The sequence below is a fragment of the Sphingomonas sp. DC4900 genome, assembly GCF_049896485.1.
In the GTDB taxonomy this organism is placed as follows: domain Bacteria; phylum Pseudomonadota; class Alphaproteobacteria; order Sphingomonadales; family Sphingomonadaceae; genus Sphingomonas; species Sphingomonas aquatilis.
On the sequence record NZ_JAFCUK010000005.1, the window covers coordinates 101,528 to 124,913 of the forward strand.

Annotated in this window: 15 protein-coding genes; 9 read left to right on the forward strand and 6 right to left on the reverse strand. The window is 66.5% G+C overall.

What is annotated here, in order from left to right; genetic code table 11:
* The first annotated feature begins 9 nt into the window (after positions 1–9).
* From ACP690_RS08210 to ACP690_RS08250, 9 genes are read left to right on the forward strand one after another with little or no spacing between them, the layout of a single operon-like run.
* Positions 10–2,451: a glycogen/starch/alpha-glucan phosphorylase gene (locus ACP690_RS08210; RefSeq protein WP_426260762.1), complete on the forward strand. Its 2,442-nt coding sequence runs from the start codon at positions 10–12 to the stop codon at positions 2,449–2,451.
* Positions 2,448–4,613 carry a 1,4-alpha-glucan branching protein GlgB gene (gene glgB, locus ACP690_RS08215; RefSeq protein ID WP_426260763.1) on the forward strand — a complete coding sequence of 722 codons (2,166 nt, stop codon included), beginning with the start codon at positions 2,448–2,450 and terminating at the stop codon, positions 4,611–4,613. Before ACP690_RS08210 ends, glgB begins: the two co-directional genes overlap by 4 nt.
* A 48-nt stretch (positions 4,614–4,661) precedes the next feature.
* Positions 4,662–5,924 (forward strand): glucose-1-phosphate adenylyltransferase, encoded by a 1,263-nt coding sequence (gene glgC, locus ACP690_RS08220; RefSeq protein WP_257785364.1) that lies wholly within the window; start codon positions 4,662–4,664, stop codon positions 5,922–5,924.
* Positions 5,921–7,351 (forward strand): glycogen synthase GlgA, encoded by a 1,431-nt coding sequence (glgA, locus tag ACP690_RS08225; protein ID WP_426260764.1) that lies wholly within the window; start codon positions 5,921–5,923, stop codon positions 7,349–7,351. Before glgC ends, glgA begins: the two co-directional genes overlap by 4 nt.
* The gene (locus ACP690_RS08230) at positions 7,348–8,967 is read left to right on the forward strand and encodes an alpha-D-glucose phosphate-specific phosphoglucomutase (RefSeq protein ID WP_426260765.1); all 1,620 of its coding nucleotides are present in this window, start codon (positions 7,348–7,350) and stop codon (positions 8,965–8,967) included. Before glgA ends, ACP690_RS08230 begins: the two co-directional genes overlap by 4 nt.
* Positions 8,964–10,733 carry a glycogen debranching protein GlgX gene (glgX, locus tag ACP690_RS08235; RefSeq protein ID WP_426260766.1) on the forward strand — a complete coding sequence of 590 codons (1,770 nt, stop codon included), beginning with the start codon at positions 8,964–8,966 and terminating at the stop codon, positions 10,731–10,733. The genes ACP690_RS08230 and glgX overlap by 4 nt, the downstream gene beginning before the upstream one ends.
* Positions 10,730–12,271: an alpha,alpha-trehalase TreA gene (treA, locus tag ACP690_RS08240; protein WP_426260767.1), complete on the forward strand. Its 1,542-nt coding sequence runs from the start codon at positions 10,730–10,732 to the stop codon at positions 12,269–12,271. The genes glgX and treA overlap by 4 nt, the downstream gene beginning before the upstream one ends.
* Before the next feature lie 16 nt (positions 12,272–12,287).
* Complete coding sequence (locus ACP690_RS08245; protein WP_426254729.1) at positions 12,288–12,923, forward strand: TetR/AcrR family transcriptional regulator; 636 nt, start codon at positions 12,288–12,290, stop codon at positions 12,921–12,923.
* On the forward strand, positions 12,890–14,509 hold the full coding sequence (locus ACP690_RS08250; protein WP_426254730.1) for a choline dehydrogenase: 1,620 nt from the start codon (positions 12,890–12,892) through the stop codon (positions 14,507–14,509). Before ACP690_RS08245 ends, ACP690_RS08250 begins: the two co-directional genes overlap by 34 nt.
* Positions 14,510–15,170: 661 nt before the next feature.
* Here the strand turns inward: ACP690_RS08250 and lpdA are convergent.
* From lpdA to mdh, 6 genes are all read right to left on the reverse strand, one after another.
* Positions 15,171–16,562 carry a dihydrolipoyl dehydrogenase gene (gene lpdA, locus ACP690_RS08255; RefSeq protein WP_294282394.1) on the reverse strand — a complete coding sequence of 464 codons (1,392 nt, stop codon included), beginning with the start codon at positions 16,560–16,562 and terminating at the stop codon, positions 15,171–15,173.
* A gap of 110 nt (positions 16,563–16,672) precedes the next feature.
* On the reverse strand, positions 16,673–17,899 hold the full coding sequence (gene odhB, locus ACP690_RS08260) for a 2-oxoglutarate dehydrogenase complex dihydrolipoyllysine-residue succinyltransferase (protein ID WP_426260768.1): 1,227 nt from the start codon (positions 17,897–17,899) through the stop codon (positions 16,673–16,675).
* A 48-nt stretch (positions 17,900–17,947) separates the two neighbouring features.
* Positions 17,948–20,923 (reverse strand): 2-oxoglutarate dehydrogenase E1 component, encoded by a 2,976-nt coding sequence (locus tag ACP690_RS08265; RefSeq protein ID WP_017978731.1) that lies wholly within the window; start codon positions 20,921–20,923, stop codon positions 17,948–17,950.
* A 149-nt stretch (positions 20,924–21,072) separates the two neighbouring features.
* Complete coding sequence (gene sucD / locus ACP690_RS08270) at positions 21,073–21,957, reverse strand: succinate--CoA ligase subunit alpha (RefSeq protein WP_147037432.1); 885 nt, start codon at positions 21,955–21,957, stop codon at positions 21,073–21,075.
* A 79-nt stretch (positions 21,958–22,036) separates the two neighbouring features.
* Positions 22,037–22,327, reverse strand: coding sequence for a GIY-YIG nuclease family protein (locus ACP690_RS08275; protein ID WP_043059016.1), 291 nt, complete (start codon positions 22,325–22,327; stop codon positions 22,037–22,039).
* Between the two features lie 88 nt (positions 22,328–22,415).
* Positions 22,416–23,378 (reverse strand): malate dehydrogenase, encoded by a 963-nt coding sequence (gene mdh, locus ACP690_RS08280; RefSeq protein ID WP_058733119.1) that lies wholly within the window; start codon positions 23,376–23,378, stop codon positions 22,416–22,418.
* Between the last annotated feature and the right edge of the window lie 8 nt (positions 23,379–23,386).

Sequence of the window (23,386 nt, forward strand, 5' to 3'; positions counted from 1 at the left end):
GGATCGATCGTGACCGAACCAGCTGCCGCACCGACCCCTGCGCAGACCCATGCGCTCGCCCCCGATCTCGCCAGCGAGATCGTGGACACCCTCGTCCATCGGATCGGCAAGGACCGGCAGGCCGCCCGCCCGCACGATTGGCTCGCGGCGACGATCTTCACGCTGCGGAACGAGATCATCGAACGCTGGATGCGCTCGACCAAGGAGGCGCATGCGGCGGGCGCAAAGCGGGTCTATTATCTCAGCCTCGAATTCCTGATCGGGCGGTTGCTGCGCGACGCACTGTCGAACCTGCGGCATAACGAGGAGGTCGCGCAGGCACTGGCCTCGCTCGGGGTCGACCTTGCGGTGATCGAAGAGATCGAGCCGGACGCGGCGCTCGGCAACGGCGGCCTCGGGCGGCTGGCTGCGTGTTTCATGGAGAGCCTCGCGAGCCTTGACCTGCCGGCCTATGGCTATGGCATCCGCTACGTGAACGGCATGTTCCGCCAGCGGCTGGACGACGGCTGGCAGGTCGAGCTGCCCGAAACCTGGCTCGCCCACGGCAATCCGTGGGAGTTTGAGCGGCGGGAAAGCGCCTATTTCGTCGGTTTCGGCGGTGAGGTGACGACGCTGGCCGACGGCCGCAGTCACTGGTCGCCCGCCGAAGCGGTGGAGGCGGTCGCCTTCGACACGCCGATGGTCGGCTGGCGCGGCAAGCGCGTCAACACGCTGCGGCTGTGGAACGCCCGCGCGTTCGATCCGATCAAGCTCGACCAGTTCAACGCCGGCGATTTCGAAGGCGCGCTCGCCGGGCAGCTCCGCGCCGAAACGCTGACCCGCGTCCTCTATCCCAATGACAGCACGCCTGCGGGCCAGGAGCTGCGGCTGCGACAGGAATATTTCTTCTCGTCCGCCTCGATCCAGGACATCGTCCGGCGCCACGTCCAATATTTCGGCGATATCCGCACGCTGCCGGACAAGGCGGCGATCCAGCTCAACGACACGCACCCCGCGGTGTCGGTCGCCGAACTGATGCGGCTGCTGAAAGATTTCCACGGCCTGACCTTCGACGAGGCGTGGGACATCACGCGACGGACGTTCGGCTACACCAACCACACGCTGCTGCCCGAAGCGCTGGAAAGCTGGCCACTACCGCTGTTCGAACGGCTGCTGCCGCGGCACATGCAATTGGTCTATGCGATCAATGCCAAACTGCTGCGCGAGGCGCGCGAAAGCGGTGCCGACGATCGCGCGATCGCCGCGATCAGCCTGATCGACGAAGGCGGCGAGCGCCGCGTCCGCATGGCGAACCTTGCCTTTGCGGGCAGCCACAGCGTCAATGGCGTGGCAGCGCTGCACACCGATCTGATGAAGAAGACGGTCTTCGCTGACCTCCACCGTCTCTATCCCGATCGGATCAACAACAAGACGAACGGCATCACCCCGCGCCGCTGGCTGCAGCAGTGCAATCCCGGGCTCACCGATCTGATCGAAAGCGCGATCGGCGACGGCTTCCGCGACGATGCGCAGGCGCTGACCGCGCTCGCGCCCTTCGCCGACGATGCGGGCTTCCGCGACCGCTTCGCCGCGGTGAAGCGCGCGAACAAGGTCGCGCTCAGCCAGTATCTGCATGACACGATGGAGCTGAAGCTCGATCCCGATGCGATCTTCGACGTGCAGATCAAGCGCATCCACGAATATAAGCGCCAGCTGCTCGGCATCGTCGAGACGGTCGCGCTATACGATCAAATCCGCAGCCATCCCGAGCGCGACTGGACGCCGCGCGTCAAGCTGTTCGCCGGCAAGGCGGCGTCGAGCTACCACAACGCCAAGCTGATCATCAAACTGGCGAACGACGTCGCCAAGCGGATCAACGCCGATCCCGCGGTCGGCGATCTGTTGAAGGTCGCCTTCGTCCCCAATTACAACGTCAGCCTCGCCGAACGTATCATCCCGGCGGCCGACCTGTCCGAACAGATTTCGACCGCGGGCATGGAGGCATCCGGCACCGGCAACATGAAGTTCGCGCTGAACGGCGCGCTGACGATCGGCACGCTGGACGGCGCGAATATCGAGATCCGCGACCATGTCGGCGCGAACAATATCTTCATTTTCGGCCTGACCGCAGAAGAGGTCGCCGAGAAGCGCGCCAGCGGCTATCGCGGTACGGACGCGATCGGTGCGTCGCGCGAATTGGCGCAGGCGGTGAACGCAATCGCCTCTGGGGTGTTTTCTCCGGACGATCCAAATCGTTACGGGGGACTGATGGACGGCATTCGCGATCACGACTGGTTCATGCTGGCCGCCGACTTCGACGGCTATGCCGCCGCCCAACGCATGGTCGATGCGCGCTGGAGCGATCCCGCGGCATGGGGCCGATCGGCCGTGCTCAACGTCGCCAATATGGGCTGGTTCTCGTCGGATCGCACGATCGGTGAATATGCGCGCGACGTCTGGAACGTGATGTGAAGCCGCCGCGTGGCGCCATCGCTGCCCTGCTCGCCGGGCGCCACGACGATCCCTTTTCGCTGCTGGGTGTCTTCGCCGGTCCGAACGGGACGTTCGCGCGCGCACTGATTCCCGGCGCGGAAACGGCCGAAGCGTATGACCTTTCGGGCACGTCGCTCGGCCGCGTGAACCGTGTCGACGCCGCCGGCTTGTTCGAAGGCGCGATCGACGGCGGCCCGCAGCCGGTGAAGTATCGCGCGCAAGGCTATGGCGCCGAATGGTGGGTGACGGACCCGTACAGTTTCGGCCCGGTGCTCGGCCCCACCGACGATTATCTGATCGCGGAAGGGTCGCATTTCCGCCTGTACGACAAGATGGGCGCGCATCTGATCGAGCATCAGGGCGCGAGCGGCATGCACTTTGCCGTCTGGGCCCCCAATGCACAGCGCGTGTCAGTGGTCGGCGACTTCAACGACTGGAATGACACCCGCCACGTGATGCGCCGCCGCGCCGACATCGGCGTTTGGGAAATTTTCCTGCCCGATATCGGTGCGGGCCGCAGCTACAAGTTCGCGATCCTCGGCCCGGACGGCACGCTGCAACCGCTGAAGGCGGACCCCTTCGCCTTCCAGTCCGAACTGCGCCCGAAGACCGCGTCGATCACCACCGCGCCTTCCGCGCATAACTGGGGCGACGCCGCGCATCGCGACAGCTGGTCGAAGCTCGATCCCCGCCGCGTGCCGATGAGCATCTACGAGGTCCATGCCGGCAGCTGGGACCGCGACGAAAACGGCTGGTATCTGTCGTGGGACGCGCTCGCCGACCGCCTGATCCCCTATGTCGTCGACATGGGCTTCACCCATATCGAATTCATGCCGATCAGCGAACACCCCTATGATCCGTCATGGGGTTACCAGACCACCGGATTATACGCGCCCTCCGCGCGCTTCGGCGATCCGGACGGCTTCGCGCGCTTCGTCGATGGTGCGCACCGGGCGGGGATCGGCGTGCTGCTCGATTGGGTGCCCGCGCACTTCCCCGTCGACGTCCACGGTCTCGCCCGGTTCGACGGCACCGCGCTATACGAACACGAAGACCCTCGTCTGGGCTTCCACCCCGACTGGAATACCGCGATCTACAATTTCGGGCGGCGCGAGGTGCGCAGCTTCCTGATCAACAACGCTTTGTTCTGGACCGAGCGCTATCACGTCGACGGGCTGCGCGTGGATGCCGTCGCCTCGATGCTGTACCGCGACTACAGCCGCAAGGCAGGGGAATGGATCCCCAACGACGAGGGTGGCCGCGAGAACTGGGAGGCCGTGCATTTCCTGCGCGACATGAACCGCGCGGTGTACGGCAAGCGCGACGGCGTGTTCACCGTCGCCGAGGAATCAACCAGCTGGCCCGGCGTCTCCACCCCCGCCTTCGACGACGGGCCGCGCACCAACCTGGGCTTCGGGCTCAAGTGGAACATGGGCTGGATGCACGACACGCTCCAGTATTTCGCCCGCGAACCGATCCACCGGCGGCATCACCATGGCGAGATCACCTTCGGCCTCGTCTATGCCTTCGACGAGAATTTCGTGCTCCCGCTCAGCCATGACGAGGTCGTCCACGGCAAAGGGTCGCTGCTCGCCAAGATGGCCGGAGACGATTGGCAGCAATTCGCGAACCTGCGCGCCTATTACGCCTTCATGTGGGGCTATCCCGGCAAGAAGCTGCTATTCATGGGCCAGGAGTTCGCGCAGCGGCAGGAATGGAGCGAGGATCGGGCGCTCGACTGGCATTTGCGCTGTTCGTCGTCGCACGAGGGGATTCGCAATCTGGTCCGCGACCTCAACCGCCTGTACCGCGAAACGCCCGCGCTGCATGCACGCGACTGCGAGGGCGAGGGCTTCGAATGGCTGATCGGCGACGATGCCGCCAATTCGGTCTTCGCCTGGCTGCGCAAGGCGCCGGGCGAGAAGCCGGTGGCGGTGATCGCCAACCTGACGCCGGTCGCGCGCGCGCCCTATCGCGTGCCGCTGCCGCACGACGGGCGCTGGCGCGAGATCATCAATTCCGACGCGCACCATTATTGGGGCTCCGGCCTCGGCAATATGGGGGGCGTCGACGCGAAGGACGGCGCGGCATGGGTGACACTGCCACCGCTCGCGACCATCATGCTGCAATACGACGGTTGACCGATCCAGGGGCAGGACGGTCGACGTACAGATAATAGGAGGATGCCGGTGGTAGACAGACGAGGACAGCCGCTATCGCGTGATGCGATGGCCTATGTGCTGGCGGGTGGCCGCGGCAGCCGGCTGATGGAACTGACCGACACGCGCGCCAAGCCCGCGGTCTATTTCGGCGGCAAGAGCCGGATCATCGATTTCGCGCTGTCGAACGCGATCAATTCGGGGATCCGCCGCATCGGCGTCGCGACCCAGTACAAGGCGCATTCGCTGATCCGCCACCTGCAACGTGGCTGGAACTTCCTGCGCCCCGAACGCAACGAAAGCTTCGACATCCTGCCCGCCAGCCAGCGGATCAGCGAATTCCAATGGTATGAAGGCACCGCCGACGCGGTCTACCAGAACATCGACATCATCGAGGCCTATGATGTTGAGTACATGGTGATCCTGGCCGGCGATCACATCTACAAGATGGATTACGAGGTGATGCTCCAGCAGCATTGCGACAGTGGCGCCGACGTCACCGTCGCGTGTATGGAGGTGCCGCGGATGGAGGCGGTCGCGTTCGGCGTGATGCACGTCGATGAGACCGACCGGATCATCGACTTTGTCGAAAAGCCCGCCGATCCGCCGTCGATCCCAGGCCAGCCCGACATCGCGCTCGCCAGCCTCGGCATCTACGTCTTCCGCACGAAGTTCCTGATCGAGCAGTTGCGCCGCGACGCCGACACGCCCGGCTCCGCGCGCGACTTCGGCAAGGACATCATCCCCTACCTCGTCCAGCACGGCAAGGCGCAGGCCCACCGCTTCTCGGCAAGCTGCGTCCGCACCAGCGAGGAGCCCGCCGCCTATTGGCGCGACGTCGGCACGGTCGATGCGTATTGGGAGGCGAATATCGACCTCACCGATGTCATCCCGCAGCTCGACGTCTACGATCACGAATGGCCCATCTGGACCTATTCGGAGATCACGCCGCCCGCGAAGTTCGTCCACGACGAAGAGGGCCGGCGCGGCTCGGCGGTATCAAGCCTGGTGTCGGGCAATTGCATCGTGTCGGGCTCGTCGATCCATCGCAGCCTGCTGTCGACCGGCGTGCGCGCGCACAGCTTTTCGGCCCTCGATGAAGCGGTCGTGCTTCCCTATTGCCACATCGGCCGCGGCGCCCGCCTGAAGCGCGTGGTGCTCGATCGCGGCGTCGTCATCCCGGACGGGCTCATCGTCGGCGAGGACCCGGAACTCGACAGCCGCCGCTTCCGCCGAACCGACAAGGGCATCTGCCTCATCACCCAACCGATGATCGACCGCCTGGCGCTGTGACTCTGTCGGTTCTCTCGGTCGCGTCCGAAGCCTTCCCGCTGGTGAAGACCGGCGGGCTGGCGGACGTCGTCGGTGCCCTGCCCGACGCGCTCAGCCCGCATGGGATCGCAGCGACCACGCTGCTCCCCGGCTACCCCGTGCTCGCCAAGGCGGTGAAGGGTGCGACGGTCGTCCACCGCTGGCCCGATCTGCTCGGCGTCGAGGCGCGGCTGCTGGCCTCGCACATCGGCGAACATCCGCTGCTGGTGCTCGACGCGCCCGAATTGTTCGCCCGACCAGGCGGACTCTATGGCCAGACCGACGACTGGCAGCGGTTTGCGGCGTTCGCCTTTGCGGCCGCCGAAATCGCCGCGGGCGTGGTGCCGGGCTATCGCTTCGACCTGCTTCACGCGCACGACTGGCAGGCGGCGATGGCACCGGCCTATCTCCGCTTCCTGCACGCCGATCGCCGCCCAGCGAGCGTGATGACCGTCCACAACATCGCCTTTCAGGGCCAGTTCGGCGCGGAGGTGTTCACTGACCTCGGTCTGCCCGCGATGGCCTATGCGATCGACGGCGTCGAATATTATGGCGGCGTCGGCTTTCTGAAGGCGGGCCTCGCCGCCGCCGATGCGATCACCACCGTCAGCCCGACCTATGCGGCCGAAATCCGCGAAGGCCGCTTCGGCATGGGCCTGGAAGGCCTGATCGAAGCGCGCCGCGACCGCGTCCACGGCATCGTCAACGGCATCGACCCCGCGGTCTGGAACCCGGAAACCGACGCCGCCCTTCCCAGCCGCTACACCACGCGCGCGCTCGGCCGGCGCAAGGCGAACAAGCGCGCGATCGAAAGCGTATTCGGATTGGAAGCGGGGGACGGCCCCCTGTTCACCGTCATCAGCCGCCTGACCTGGCAGAAGGGCATGGATGTCCTGACGCAATGCCTCGACGAACTCGTCGCGCCGGGCGGACGGCTGGCGCTGCTGGGATCGGGCGATGCGCATCTCGAGGCGGCATTCCTTGCCGCCGCCGCGCGCTATCCCGGCCGGATCGGCGTGCAGATCGGCTATGACGAGCCGCTCTCGCATCTGCTGCAAGGTGGCGCGGACGCCATCCTGATCCCGTCGCGCTTCGAACCGTGCGGTCTGACCCAGCTGTACGGCCTTACTTACGGCTGTGTGCCGATCGTCGCGCGCACGGGCGGTCTTGCCGACACGGTCATCGATGCCAACGAAGCGGCGCTCGCCGCCGGCGTCGCCACCGGTTTCCAGCATGGCGAGACCGGCTACCACACGCTCGCGCACGCGATCCGGCGCGCGATTGCCGCATATGCCCGGCCCGATCTATGGTGCACCCTCCAGCGCAACGGGATGCGCGCCGATTTCTCCTGGGGCCAAAGCGGCCGCCGTTACGCCGACCTCTACAAGACCCTGACAGGACACGCATGATCCGCACCTGCCCGACCCAGCCCTACACCGACCAGAAGCCCGGCACCTCGGGCCTCCGCAAGAAGGTGACGGTGTTCCAGCAGCCCAATTACGCGGAGAATTTTGTCCAGTCGGTGTTCGACGTCATCGACGGCAAGCAGGGCGCGACACTGGTCATCGGCGGCGACGGCCGCTTCCTCAATCGCGAGGTGATCCAGAAGGCGATCCGCATCGCCGCCGCCAACGGTTTCGGGCGGGCGGTGATCGGCCGCGGCGGCATCCTGTCGACGCCCGCCGCCAGCAACATGATCCGTATCCGCAAGGCGCTGGGCGGCCTCGTTCTGTCGGCAAGCCACAATCCCGGCGGCCCGACCGAGGATTTCGGCATCAAGTACAATATCGCCAACGGCGGCCCCGCGCCCGAAAGCGTCACCGAAGCGCTGTACCAGCGCACCAAGGTGATCGACCGCTGGCTGACCGTCGACGCGGCGGACGTCGACCTCGACACGATAGGCGAAACGCAGGTCGGCGATATGACCGTCGAGATCGTCGATTCGGTCGCCGATTATGCCGCCCTGATGGAGCGGCTGTTCGACTTCGACGCCATTCGTGCCGCCGGCCTGACCATGGCATTCGACGCGATGAGTGCCGTTACCGGCCCCTATGCGACCGAAATCCTCGAAAACCGTCTTGGCTTCGCCAAGGGCACGGTGCGCAACGGCACGCCGCTAGAGGATTTCGGGGGCCATCACCCCGACCCCAATCTCGTCCACGCGCATGCGCTGTACGAGACGATGATGGCCCCTGATGCGCCCGATTTCGGCGCCGCGTCGGACGGCGACGGCGACCGCAACCTCATTATCGGCCGCGGCCGGTTCGTGACCCCATCCGACAGCCTCGCGATGCTCGCCGCCAATGCCCACCTTGCGCCTGGCTATGCCGACGGGCTGAAGGGCATCGCCCGATCGATGCCGACCAGCGCCGCCGCCGATCGCGTCGCGGCGGCCAAGGGGCTTCCGATCTTCGAAACGCCGACGGGGTGGAAGTTCTTCGGCAATCTGCTCGACGCCGGCATGGCGACGATCTGCGGCGAAGAAAGCGCGGGCACCGGGTCCGATCACGTACGGGAAAAGGACGGCCTGTGGGCGGTGCTCCTGTGGCTCAACATCCTCGCCGTTCGCGGCCAATCGGTCGATGCGATCGCGCGTGATCACTGGGCGACCTACGGCCGCAACTATTACGCCCGCCACGATTATGAAGGTGTGGAGAGCGACCGCGCCGATGCGTTGATGGCCGAGCTGCGCGGCAAGCTCGACACGCTCGCCGGCACGCATGTCGCAGGCCTGCGCGTCGCCGAAGCCGATGATTTCGCCTATACCGACCCCACCGACGGATCGGTCAGCCGCAACCAGGGCGTGCGCATCCTGTTCGACGGTGGCAGCCGCGTCGTCTTCCGCCTGTCGGGCACGGGCACCAGCGGCGCGACGTTGCGCGTCTATCTCGAACGCTACGAACCTGCCGACGGCGACCTCGACCGCGATACCGGCGAGATGCTCGCCGATATCGTCGCCGCAGCGGATGCGATCGCCGGGATCGCCCGCCACACCGGCCGCACCGAGCCCGACGTCATCACGTGAGCGTGTCGCTCGGCGCCGAAGTGGTTGACGGCGGCACCCGTTTTGCCGTGCGAAGCGCGACCCCGGTCACGCTTTGCCTGTTCGACGATGCCGGCGAACGGCAGATACCCATGACCGGTGCGGACGGCGTCTGGCATGCGGAGGTCGAGGGCGTCGGCGTCGGGACGCACTACGGCTATCGCGCGGCATCCGACCCGGCGAAACTGCTGGTCGATCCCTATGCGATCCAGCTGGACCGGGCGTTCCGCTACGACCCGTGCCTCGGCAAGCCGGGCATCAACACGACCGCGGTGGTCCCGCGTGCTATCGTCACGCCCCCCGCTACCGCGCCTGTCGCGGCGCCCCTCTTCACCCCCGGCGGCCTGATCTACGAACTCAACGTCCGCGGCTTCACCATGCTGCACCCCGACGTACCGGAGGCGCAGCGGGGCACGATCGCCGCCCTCGCCCAACCCGCTGTCATCGCGCATCTTAAGAAGCTGAACGTCGCCGCGATCGAACTGATGCCGATCGTCGCATGGATCGACGAGCGCCACCTGCCGCCGCTCGGCCTCACCAACAGCTGGGGCTACAATCCGGTCGTCCCGATGGCGATCGACCCGCGGCTCGCCCCCGGCGGCGTCGCCGAACTGGTCGAGACGGTCGCCGCCCTCCGCAGCGCCGGGATCGGCGTGATCCTCGACCTGGTCTTCAACCACACGGGCGAGAGCGACCGCCTCGGCCCGACGCTGTCGCTGCGCGGGTTCGATGAGGCGCTCTATTACGCGCACGCGCCCGACGGCCGCCTCGTCAACGACACCGGCACGGGCAATACGCTCGATTGCAACCGGCCGGAGGTTCGCGCGCTGATCCTCGGCAGCCTGCGCCATTTCGCTCGGTGCGGAGTCGACGGCTTCCGGTTCGACCTCGCGACGATACTCGCCCGCGGCCCCGGGTTCGATCCGCATGCGCCGATCTTCGCCGAAATCGCCGCCGACCCGCTGCTCGCCAGCCGCATCATGATCGCCGAGCCGTGGGACATCGGCCCCGGCGGCTATCAGCTCGGCCACTTCCCCGACCATTGGCTGGAGTGGAACGACCGCTATCGCGACGACGTCCGCCGCTTCTGGCGCGGCGACGGCAGCGCAGGCGACCTGGCCACCCGCATCGCAGGATCGGCGGACCTCTTCGGTCCCCGCGACACGCGCACCGTCAACTTCCTCGCGGCGCACGATGGCTTCACGCTCGCCGATCTCGTCAGCTATGCCGAGCGCCACAACCACGCCAATGGCGAGGACAATCGCGATGGCCATGGCGACAATCTGAGCTGGAACAATGGCGTCGAGGGGCCGAGCGACGATCCCATCATCCGCCAGCGCCGCCGTGACGACCTCCGCGCGCTGCTCGCCACGCTGTTCGCCTCGCGCGGCACAATCATGCTGACCGCCGGCGACGAATTCGGCCGCACGCAGCAGGGTAACAACAACGCCTATGCGCAAGACAATGCAATCGGCTGGGTCGACTGGCAGCACCGTGACCGCGATCTCGAGGATTTCGTCGCCGCCCTCACTGCCTTTCGCAGCACCAACTGTCTGAACGCCGTGGCCCCCTACGCCGACGCCGACTGGCGCGCACTCGATGGCGAGGTCATGACGCCAGACCGCTGGCACGACGCGCCCGGTTTCGAACTTCGCCTGGGCGACGGCGACGCCCAGATCGCGCTGCGTATCGATCGCCAGACCCGGCGCGTCTCGCTGAGCCGTAGAACCATCGTGGAGAGCCGATGATGATCCGCCCGCTGCTGCTTGCCCTGACGACGCTGCTCGTCGCCGCCACGCCGCTGTCGCCTGCACAGCGCTTCGGCGAGTTGTTCCGCGCGGTGCAGATGCAGCGCGTCTTCCCCGATTCGAAGACCTTCGCCGACGCCCAGCCGCGCCGCAGCGATGCAGCCATCATGAAGGCCTATCGCCAGTGCGCCTGCAAGGATCGCGCGGCGCTCGAAGCCTTCGTGCAGGCGAACTTCACCCTGCCGATCACGCCGACCGTGCCGCCACCCTCGGCCAAACTCTCGCTCACCGCGCATATCGATGCACTGTGGCCGCAGCTCACGCGCACCTTGCCGAGCGTCGCCCCGGGTTCGTCGGCGCTGCCGTTGCCGAAGCGCTTCGTCGTCCCCGGCGGCCGGTTTCGCGAAATGTATTATTGGGACAGCTGGTTCACGATGCTGGGCCTGCAGGCCTCCAGTAGGCAGGATCTGGTCGAGGACATGATTGTCGACTTCGGCAGCCTGCTCGACCGCTACGGCCGCATTCCCAACGGCACGCGTACCTATTATCTCAGCCGCTCACAGCCGCCCTTCTTCTACCTGATCGCCGGCATGTCGAAGCGCGCCGACACGCTCGCACAGCGCACGCGCTGGCTGCGCGCCGAGCACGATTTCTGGATGCGTGGCGCCGATGGCCTGCGGGCCGGCGAGGCGAGCGCCCGCGTCGTACGCCTTCGCGACGGCAGCCTGCTCAACCGCTATTGGGACGACCGCGACGATCCCCGCGACGAAAGCTATCGCGAGGACGCGCTGCTCGCGCAGGCGAACCCCGGTCGCGACGCCAAGGTCCTTTACCGCGATCTACGCGCGGGCGCCGAGAGCGGCTGGGACTTCAGTTCGCGCTGGCTCGCCGATGGCAAGACGCTGGCGACGATCCGCACGACGCGCGTCGTCCCGGTCGATCTCAACAGCCTGCTCTACGGGCTTGAACGCAGCATCGCGACGAACTGCCGGACGCTGAAGGACGATCCCTGCGCCAGCCGCTACACCGCGGCGGCAGACGCACGCGCGGTGGCGATCAACCGCCATCTGTGGAACGCTGGCGGCTATTATGCCGATTACGACGTGGATGCGGACACGGTCGCGGGCGGGCGCACCGCCGCCATGGCCTTCCCCCTGTTCGTCGGCATCGCGACGCCCGATCGCGCCCAAGCGACCGCCAAGGCGCTGGCCCCGCTGATCGGCGAGGGCGGGCTTCGCACCACGCTGGTGGACACCGGGCAGCAATGGGACGATCCCAACGGCTGGGCGCCCTTGCAATGGGTCGCGATCACGGGGCTCGAACGCTATGGCGAAACCACCCTCGCCCGCCGGATCGCCGCCCATTGGCTGGCCAGCGTGACCCGCGAATATGATGCCAGCGGCAAGCTGCTCGAAAAGTACAACGTCGTGCAGCGCCTGCCCGGCGGCGGCGGCGAATACCCGCTGCAGGACGGGTTCGGCTGGACCAACGGCGTCACTCGGGCGCTCATCGCCAAGGGGTTTACCACAGCGCAATAGCTGCATAACATCGGTTATGGCCACCGCCGCCCCCGACCGGACGCTCCGCGCGACGGACCTTACGCCACGCGATTGGCTGGAGGCGGGGCAGTCGCTTCTGCGGCGGGGCGGCCTGCGGGCGCTGAAGCTGCGTCCGCTCGCTGCGGAGCTGAACGTTTCGACAGGCAGCTTCTATCACCATTTTACCGACTTCGACGCCTATCAGGGCCGGCTGGCGGACTATTTTGCGGGCGAACATCTCGCCAGCATCCTCGACACGATCATGAAGGCGGAGCGAAATCCCGTCGATCGCATCCGCCTGCTCGCCGAGATCGTCCGCCGGCGGGGTCTGTTCCGTCTCTCACTCGCAATGCGCGCCTGGGCCGAAAGCGATCCCCGTGCGCAGGCTGCGGTCGAACGCAACGACGCGCAAGTCCTCGCCTTCCTGTCGCACTGCCTCGAGGCGAACGGCCTCACGCCGCATCAGGCACGCGTGCGCGGCTATGCGTTGATGACGCTGGGGCTCGGCAAGGTCCACGCGCCCGATCTCGATCGGCCGGCATTGATGGAGGAGCTGATCGCGCTCCTCTGCACACCCACGGATGCGACGGTCGACAAGGCCGCGCAGGAGGAGAGAGCATGGCAGACCAAGGCTTCGACTATATCGTCATAGGCGGCGGCTCCGCCGGCTGCGTCATGGCCGCGCGCCTGTCCGAAGACCCCGCGGTCCGCGTGCTGCTGATCGAAGCCGGTGGCCACAACCGGGACCTCCTTGTCCGCATGCCGGCCGGCGTCGGCGAGCTGATCAAGACGAAGAGCAAGCACAATTGGGGCTTCTGGACCGCCCCCGAACCGCACCTCGACAACCGGCGCCTGTGGTGGCCGCGTGGCAAAGGGCTGGGCGGGAGTTCGGCGATCAACGGCATGATCTATTCGCGGGGCCATCCACGCGATTACGATCGCTGGGCGCAATCCGGCCTCTCCGGTTGGGGCTGGGACGACGTCCTCCCCTATTTCCGCAAGCTGGAGGGGCACCATCGCAGCGGACCGCTGCACGGGACCGATGGCCCGCTGCGCGTCTCGGCAGGCGAAAGCGACAGCCCGTTCAACGCCGCCTTCATCGCCGCGGGGCGACAGGCCGGCTATCCGATCACCGACGATTTCAATGGCGCGCATCCCGAAGGCTTCGGCCCCTATGACCTGACCATCGCCAACGGCCGGCGCTGGACCGCGGCGGAGGCGTATCTGTTCCCCGCCTTAGCCCGACCGAACCTGACGATCGCGACGGATGCGCGTACCACGCGTATCGAGGTGCAGGGCGGACGGGCTGTCGCGGTCGACTATGTGGTCGGGCGCGAGGCGCGCCGGGCGACCGCCTCCGGCGAAATCCTGCTGTGCACGGGCGCAGTCCAGTCACCGCAGCTGCTCCAGCTGTCGGGCATCGGCGATCCCGCGCATCTGCGCGGCGTCGGTATCAAGACCCTGCATGAGCTACCCGGTGTCGGGCGCAACCTGCAGGATCATCTCGACGTCATCATGAACTGGCGCAGCCGCGGCCTGCGCACGGTGTTCAGCGAAGTGAAGGGCCTGCGCCAACTCGGCGTCGGCCTCCGCTACGCGCTGACCGGCAAGGGCGTCGGGCGGCAGAACTTTCTCGAAGCCGGCGCCTTCATCCCCTCGCGCGAGGGCCTCGACCACCCGGACATTCAAATCCACGCGGTGCTCGCGATCATGCGCGACCACGGCAAGGTCAAGGCGACCGAAGACGGCTTCTCGCTCCACCTCTGCCAGCTTCGCCCCGAAAGCCGCGGACGTATCGGCTTGGTGTCGGACGACCCATTGGCCGATCCGCTGATCGAGGCGAATTACCTCAGCACGCCCGAAGACCGCCGCGTCCTGCGCGAGGCGGTGACGATCGGTCGCGACGTGGTGGCGCAGGTAGCGCTCGATCCCTATCGCGACGCCGAACTGGCACCTGGGCCGGACGTACGGGGCGATGCCGCGATCGACGCCTGGGTCCGCCAGACGGCCGAGACGATCTATCACCCGATCGGAACCTGCAAGATGGGGGCGGAAGGCGACCGGATGGCGGTGGTAGACGGTCAGCTGCGGGTGCGCGGCATCGCAGGCCTGCGCGTGGTGGACGCGTCGGTGATGCCGAGCCTCGTCAGCGGCAACACCAATGCCCCGACGATCATGATTGCGGAGAAAGCGGCGGATATGATCCGGGGCATCGCAAAAACCCAATTGGCGGCCTGATCGCTTACCCCACTCCCGCGCCACCCCGCTCCCCTCCCGCGCGCATCGCTCACCCCACCCACTCCGTCACCCCGTACTCGTTCCGGGGTCCACTCCGCGGCGAGGGGGACGGCAGGAGGCTCAAACGCGACCCCCGCGGCCCGGTGGACTCCGGACCAAGTCCGGAGTGACGGAGCGTGTTGGGCTCCGCTCCCCGCGCATCGCTTGCCCCAAACACCCCGTCACCCCGGACTCGTTCCGGGGTCCACTCCACGGCGAGGGGGACGGCAGGAGGCTCAAACGCGGCCCCCTCGGCCCGGTGGACTCGGGACCAAGTCGGGAGTGACGGAGCGTGTGGGGCTTCCTTTCCGCGCACGCCGCCACGCCAGCGATTGGCGGTTCAGCGCCGCAAGATCGGCCCGCCCCTCCACGACGTCGCGCCCCAACGCCACCGCCTGCGCCAGCAGCCCGCCATCGATACACCGATACGCCGGCCGTCCGGCGACCGCATCATACCACACCCCGCCGACGACCGCGTCGAGCAAAATCCGCTGGAAGCAATGATCCGCCCGCACCGGCCAGGAACGCGAACGCGCGAGACCCGGCAGAGTCCCGCGCGTCAGCTCCAGCCATTCGGCCTCCAGATCGGCGCGGGAACGCTCTGCTCCCCCGCCGTCCGACATCAGATGTGGATCGGCTTGCCCGTCACCGCCATCGCCGCTTCCTTGATCGCCTCGGAATGCGTGGGGTGGGCGTGGCACGTGTAGGCGATGTCCTCGCTGGTCGCGCCGAACTCCATGGCCTGCGCTGCCTGGGCGATCATCGTGCCAGCGACGCTGGCGATCGCCCAGACGCCGACGACGCGATCGGTCTTGGCATCGGCGATGATCTTCACGAAGCCGTCCGGCTCGTGATTGGTCTTGGCGCGGCTGTTCGCCATCATCGGGAACTTGCCGACCTTGATCTCGCCCTTGGCCTTGGCCGCTTCCTCGGTCAGACCGACACCGGCGAACTCGGGCATCGTGTAGACGACGCTCGGGATCACGTCATGGTTCACGATGCCGGTCAGGCCAGCGATGTTCTCCGCAACCGCAATGCCCTCGTCCTCGGCCTTGTGCGCGAGCATCAGGCCGGGTGCGACGTCGCCGATCGCCCAGATGCCGGCCACGCTGGTCGCGAAGTCGTGGTCGATCTCAACCTGCCCACGCGCGTTGACCGACAGGCCCGCGGCTTCGAGGTTTAGGCCATCGGTGTTCGGCTTACGACCGATCGCCAGCAGCACGGCATCGGCGGTGATCGTCTCGGCCGCGCCACCGGCGGCGGGCTCGACGGTCAGGGTCGCGGTGTCGCCCGCCACGGTGACGCCCGTCACCTTGGTGGACAGCTTGAACTCCATGCCCTGCTTCTTGAAGATCTTCTGCGCTTCCTTGCGCACGTCGCCATCGAAGCCCGGCAGGATCTGGTCCAGATATTCGACCACCGTCACCTTCGCACCCAGGCGGCGCCACACGCTGCCCAGCTCCAGGCCGATCACACCGCCGCCGATGACGACCATATGCTCGGGCACCTTCGGCAGCTCGAGCGCGCCGGTGCTGTCGACGACGACCTTCTGGTCGACCGTCACGCCCGGCAGCGGCGTGACCGACGAGCCGGTCGCGATCACGATGTTCTTGGCGCGCACGGTCTGGCCCGCGACCTCGACGCTGTCCTTACCGGTGAAGCGCGCATGGCCCTTCAGCCACGTCACCTTGTTTTTCTTGAACAGATATTCGATGCCGCCGGTCAGCTGCTTCACCGCGTCGCGGCGCTGGCCGTGCATCGCGTCCAGGTCCAGCTCGGGCGTCACCTTGATGCCCATCTTGGCCATCGCGCCATTCGCCGCCGCATCGAAATATTCCGATGCGTGCAGCATCGCCTTCGACGGAATGCAGCCGACGTTCAGGCAGGTCCCGCCCAGCGTCTCGCGCGCCTCGGCGCAGGCGGTCTTCAGCCCCAGCTGCGCCGCGCGGATCGCCGCGACATAGCCGCCAGGGCCGGCACCGATCACGAGGACGTCATAGTCGTAGTCTGCCATCATTTCCTCCAACCGTCATGCCAGCGGACGCTGGCATCTCGTCCGGCAGGAAGCGATGCTCCCCGCGAAAGACCCCGGCCTCCGCCGGGGTGACGTGTCTATATAGATACTTACAGGTCGATCAGAATGCGCGTCGGATCCTCGATCGCATTCTTCAGCGCGACGAGGAAGGTCACCGCCTCGCGGCCGTCGATCAAACGGTGGTCGTAGCTGAGCGCCAGATACATCATCGGGCGCACCACGACCTGGCCGTTCACCACGACCGGGCGATCCTCGATCCGGTGGAGGCCCAGCACCGCCGACTGGGGCGGGTTGATGATCGGCGTCGACATCAGCGAGCCGAACACGCCGCCGTTCGAGATGGTGAAGGTGCCGCCCTTCATCTCGTCCATCTTCAGCGTGCCATCCTTGGCGCGGCGGCCGAAGTCGCCGATCGTCTTCTCGATCCCCGCGACCGACAGGTCCTGCGCATCACGGATGACCGGCACGACAAGGCCGTTCGGCGCCGAAACGGCGACCGAGATGTCGGCATAATCGTGATAGACGATCTCATCGCCCTCGATCGAGGCGTTGACGGACGGAATGTCCTTCAGCGCCATCGTCGCGGCCTTCACGAAGAAGCCCATGAAGCCCAGGCGGACGCCGTGCTTCTTTTCGAACAGGTCCTTGTACTTGGCGCGCGCCTCGATCACCGCGGTCATGTCGACGTCGTTGAACGTCGTCAGCATCGCGGCGGTGTTCTGCGCTTCCTTCAGGCGCTTGGCGATCGTCTGGCGGAGGCGCGTCATCTTCACGCGCTCTTCCTTGCGCCCACCCGCGGGGGCGGCAGCCGGAGCGGCAGCAGGCGCCTGCGCGGTCGCGGCCGGCTTTGCAGCAGCGGCAGCGGCCACGTCTTCCTTGGTGATGCGACCGTCCTTGCCCGTGCCGGTGATCGACGCGGGGTCGAGGCCGTATTCCAGCACGGCGCGACGGACCGACGGCGACAGCGCCGCCGGCGAGTCGCTCGATGCTTCAGGCGCCGCAGCAGGAGCCGCAGCGGCCGGCGCAGCCGGGGTAACCGCCGGAGCCGGCGCAGCGGCAGGCGCCGCCGCCGCACCACCGCCCGCTTCGATCGTCGCGAGCATCGCGCCGACCTGCACGGTATCGCCGACCTGCACCGCATGCTGACCCATCACGCCGGCGACCGGCGAGGGCACTTCCACAGACACCTTGTCGGTCTCAAGACTCGCGATCGGCTCGTCGGCCTTCACGGGGTCGCCGGGCTGCTTCAGCCATTCGCCGACGGTGGCTTCGGTGATCGATTCGCCCAGAACGGGAACGGTGACTTCGGTTGCCATCTCTTGCATCCTTCTCCCCGGGGAGGGGGTCTTCAACGGGGAAAGTGGTTAGCTGCTCGGGGACTGGGTCGGCCGGGCGGTGGTGGTGGAGCCCTCGCTGCGGGTCCGGCGGATTTCCTCGCGCACGTTATGGCCGAGCGCATCGGCGACCAGCGCGCCCTGCTCCGCGGTGTGCCGCTTCATCAGACCCGTGGCGGGCGACGCCGCCGCCGCGCGACCCGCATAGCGGGCACGCTTCACCGCGCACTGCGCCTGCGCGAGCGACTCCTCTATCAGCGGCTCGACGAAGAACCAGTACCCGTTGTTCTTCGGCTCTTCCTGCGCCCAGACCACGTCCTTGAGGTTCGGCATCCGCGCGATCCGGCGGGCGAGCGCATCGCCCGGGAACGGATAGAGCTGCTCGATCCGCACGATCTGCGTGCCGGTATCGCCCGCGGCGTTGCGCGCTTCGATCAGATCATAGGCGACCTTGCCAGTACACAGCACCAGCCGCGTCGTATCGGCATCCGCCGCACCATTGGTGTCGGACAGGATGCGCTTGAAGTGGCTGTCGCCCTGGAACTCGGCCGCCGTCGACACCGCCAGCTTGTGGCGGAGCAGCGACTTCGGCGTCATCACGATCAGCGGCTTGCGGAAGTTGCGGTGCATCTGCCGGCGCAGCAGGTGGAAGTAATTCGCCGGCGTCGTGCAGTTCGCAACCTGGATATTGTCCTGCGCGCACAGCTGCAGGAAGCGCTCGGGACGCGCCGAGCTATGCTCTGGCCCCTGCCCTTCATAGCCATGCGGCAGCAGCATCACCAGGCCGTTGGCGCGCAGCCACTTGGCTTCACCGCTCGCGATGAACTGGTCGATCATGATCTGCGCGCCGTTGACGAAGTCGCCAAACTGCGCCTCCCACATAACGAGCGTCTTGGGGTCCGCCAGCGCGTAGCCATATTCGAACCCGAGCACGCCATATTCGGAGAGCGGGCTGTCCAGCACCTCGAACCGGCCATGCTCCACCGTCGTCAACGGCACGTACTTGTGCTCGTCGGTCTGGTCGACCCACACCGCGTGACGCTGGCTGAACGTGCCACGACCCGAGTCCTGACCCGACAGACGCACGCCATAGCCTTCCGACAGCAGCGATCCGAAGGCCAGCGCCTCGCCCGTCGCCCAGTCGAAATTCTCGCCGGTCTTGAACATCTGGCGCTTGGCATCGAGCACGCGGCCCAGCGTCTTGTGGATCTGGATGCCCTCCGGCACCGTCGTCAGCGTACGACCGAGCGCGTCGAACAGCTTCATCTCGATGCCGGTTTCGACGTTGCGCCGCTCGGTGCCGCCATCGGTCGGCGCCGACAGGCCGGTCCAGCGACCCGCGAACCAGTCCGCCTTGTTCGGCTTGTAGCTTGCGCCCGCCTCGAACTCGCCTTCAAGCAGCGTCGTGAACTGATGGACCTTCTCGTCCATCCAGGCCTGGTCGATCACACCTTCCTGGATCAGGCGCTTGCCGTAGATCTCGCTGACGCCGGGGTGCGAACGGATCTTGTTGTACATCAGCGGCTGCGTGAAGCCCGGCTCGTCACCCTCATTGTGACCGAAGCGGCGATAGCACCACATGTCGATCACGATGTCGCGATGGAACTTCTGGCGGAATTCGATTGCCATCTTGGTGGCGAAGGTCACCGCTTCGGGATCGTCACCGTTGACGTGGAAGACCGGCGCCTGCACGCCCTTCGCCACATCAGACGGATAGGGCGACGACCGCGCAAACTGCGGGCTGGTGGTAAAGCCCACCTGGTTGTTGATGATAAAGTGGACGCAGCCGCCCGTGTTGTAGCCACGGATGCCGGAGAAGCCGAGGCATTCCCAAACGATGCCCTGACCCGCGAACGCCGCGTCGCCGTGGATCAGCACGGGCAGCGAGGCGCTGTGTTCCTTGAGGTCGTTGGCGATCGTCTGGATCGCGCGCGTCTTGCCGAGCACAACCGGGTCCGCCGCCTCGAGGTGCGACGGATTGGCGACCAGCGACATATGCACCTTGTGCCCGTCAAACTCGCGGTCGGTCGAGGTGCCGAGGTGATACTTCACGTCACCCGAACCGCCGATCTCGTCGGGCTGCGCCGAACCGCCGGCGAACTCGTGGAAGATGACGCGCAGCGGCTTGGCCATGACATTGGCAAGCACGTTCAGGCGGCCGCGGTGGGCCATGCCGTATACGATCTCGCGCACGCCGGCCTGGCCGCCGTACTTGATGACGCTTTCCAGCGCCGGGATCATGCTCTCGCCGCCGTCGAGGCCGAAGCGCTTGGTCCCGACATACTTCTTGCCGAGGAACTTTTCCCACTGCTCGGCCTCGATGACCTTGCTCAGGATCGCGCGCTTGCCATCGACGCTGAATTCAATCGCCTTGTCCTTGCCTTCCATGCGATCCTGCAGGAAGCGGCGTTCCTCAACATCGACGATGTGCATGTACTCGAGGCCGACGTTGCCGCAGTAATTGCGGCGCAGCGTGTCGACCAGCTCACGCACGGTCGCCCATTCGAAACCGAGCGTTCCGCCGAGATAGACCGGGCGATCGATGTCGGCATCGGTGAAGCCGTGATATTCGGTGCGCAGATCCTCCGGCATGTCGCGGTGCGACAGGCCGAGCGGATCGAGATTGGCGGCAAGATGGCCACGGACGCGATAGGTGCGGACCAGCAGCTGCGCGCGGATCGCGTCGCCCGCCGCCTTGATGATGTCCTCCTTAGACGGCGCGGCGCCAGCCGCCGGCGCGGGCTTGCCGCCGCCCTTCGCGGGCTTGGGCGCAGGCTCCATCTGCGTCGGGTCGAGCCCCGCGGTCAGGTCGTCGGTCGTGGTCAGCGGCCAGCGCTTGTTAGTCCAGCTCGGACCGCCGGTGCCGGCCTCCAGGCCCTCGAAGAAACTGCGCCAACCCAGATCGACCGACGACTGGTCGGCCTGATACTTGGCATAGAGCGCCTCGATGAACGCCGGGCTGACGCCCGCCGCGATATCTCCGAAATCCTGACCTTCGTAGCCCATGGTCTTCTTCCTAATCCCCTCTCCCACCGGGAGAGGGAGGGGCCCGCCGCTCGTCAGAGCGGTGGGAGGGTGAGGGTCGAGGGGAAGGCTACCGCCCTCACCCTTCCGCGGCTCTGCCGCTCCCTCCCTCTCCCGCCGGGAGAGGGAATTTACTTGTTCAGCACCTGCAGCAAGGTCGAACCCAGCTCGCTCGGCGACGCCGCGACCTTGATCCCGGCCGCTTCCATCGCCGCGATCTTGCTTTCCGCATCGCCCTTGCCACCCGACACGATCGCGCCGGCATGGCCCATGCGACGGCCCGGAGGCGCCGTGCGGCCCGCGATGAAGCCCGCCATCGGCTTGCTACGACCGCGCTTCGCTTCGTCGATCAGGAACTGCGCCGCCTGCTCTTCCGCATCGCCGCCGATCTCGCCGATCATGATGATCGACTGGGTCTCGTCATCGGCCAGGAACAGCTCCAGCACGTCGATGAAGTTGGTGCCGTTGACGGGGTCGCCGCCGATGCCGACCGCAGTCGTCTGACCGAGACCTGCGTTCGAGGTCTGGAACACCGCCTCATAGGTCAGGGTTCCCGAGCGCGACACGACGCCGACCGAGCCCTTCTTGAAGATCGAACCCGGCATGATGCCGATCTTGCACTCGCCCGGCGTCAGCACGCCCGGGCAGTTCGGACCGATTAGGCGCGACTTGGAACCCGACAGGGCGCGCTTGACCTTGACCATGTCGAGAACCGGAATGCCCTCGGTGATCGCGACGATCAGCGGGATTTCCGCGTCGATCGCTTCCAGGATCGAGTCGGCCGCGAAGGGCGGCGGCACGTAGATCACGCTCGCGTCGGCGCCCGTCTTCGACTTGGCTTCCGCGACGGTGTTGAAGACCGGCAGACCGATATGCTCGGTGCCGCCCTTGCCCGGCGTCACGCCGCCGACCATCTGCGTGCCATACGCCAGCGCCTGCTGGGTGTGGAACGTGCCGGTTTCACCCGTCATGCCCTGGGTGATGACCTTGGTGTTCTTGTTGACGAGGATGCTCATCTTAGCTCCCAACTCCATTGTGTCCCCGCGAAGGCAGGGACCCAGTCCTGGGCTCCCGCCTGCGCGGAAGCACGATCGCTCAAAACAATGACTCGTACAGGTCGAGCCAATCCGGATTCTTCTCTTCGATCAGCCGCAGCTTCCAGTCCCGGTTCCACTTCTTGAGCTGGCGTTCGCGAAGCCGCGCACTGTCCAGTTCGTCATGGGCCTCATACCAGACCAGGAGCCTGCAACCGTATGTCTTGGTGAACCCGTCGATCAGGGCATTGCGGTGTTGATAGGCCCGCTTCGCCAGATCACTCGTGACACCTAAATATATCGTTCCGTTCAGTCGGCTCGCCATCATGTAGACGTAGCCAACCTTGGTCATCCCTCGCCCCCTTGTGCTCCCGCGAAGGCGGGAGCCCAGTACTGGGTCCCCGCCTTCGCGGGGACACAAGGGTATTTAGGACGCAATCTTACGCCAGGCTCTCGTCGATACCCTTACAGGCGACGAGCAGTTCCTTGACCGCGTCGACCGAGACCTGAAGGTTGGCCTTCGCCTCGTCCGACAGCTTGACCTCGACGACCTTCTCGACACCGCCAGCGCCGATCACGACGGGCACGCCGACATAGAGGTTGTCGATGCCATACTCACCCGACAGGTGCGCGGCCGCCGGCAGAATGCGCTTCTGGTCGTAAAGATACGCCTCGGCCATGGCGATGCCGCTGGTGGCGGGGGCATAGTAAGCCGAGCCGGTCTTCAGCAGCGCGACGATCTCGCCGCCGCCGCCGCGGGTGCGCTTGATGATCTCGTCGACCTTTTCCTTGGTCGAGAAGCCCATCTCGATCAGGTCGCTGACCGGGATGCCGCTGACGGTCGAATATTCGAGCACCGGGACCATGGTATCGCCATGACCGCCGAGCACGAAGGTGTTCACGTCCTTCACCGACACGCCGAACTCTTCGGCGAGGAAGTGGCTGAAGCGCGCCGAGTCGAGCACGCCCGCCATGCCGACGACCTTGTTCGCGGGCAGGCCCGAGAATTCGCGCAGCGCCCAGACCATCGCGTCGAGCGGGTTGGTGATGCAGATCACGAAGGCGTCGGGCGCATTGGCGGCGATGCCCTCGCCGACCGCCTTCATCACCTTCAGGTTGATGCCGAGCAGGTCGTCACGGCTCATGCCGGGCTTGCGCGCGACACCTGCGGTGACGATGATGACATCGGCGCCCGCGATATCGGCGTAGTCGTTGGAACCCTTGATGTTCGCGTCGAAGCCCTCGACCGGGCCGCACTGCGACAGGTCAAGCGCCTTGCCCTGGGGCACGCCCTCGACGACGTCGAACAGGACGATATCGCCCAGCCCCTTGAGCGCGGCGAGGTGCGCCAGCGTACCGCCGATATTACCGGCGCCGATCAGCGCGATCTTCTTGCGAGCCATTCCAATCC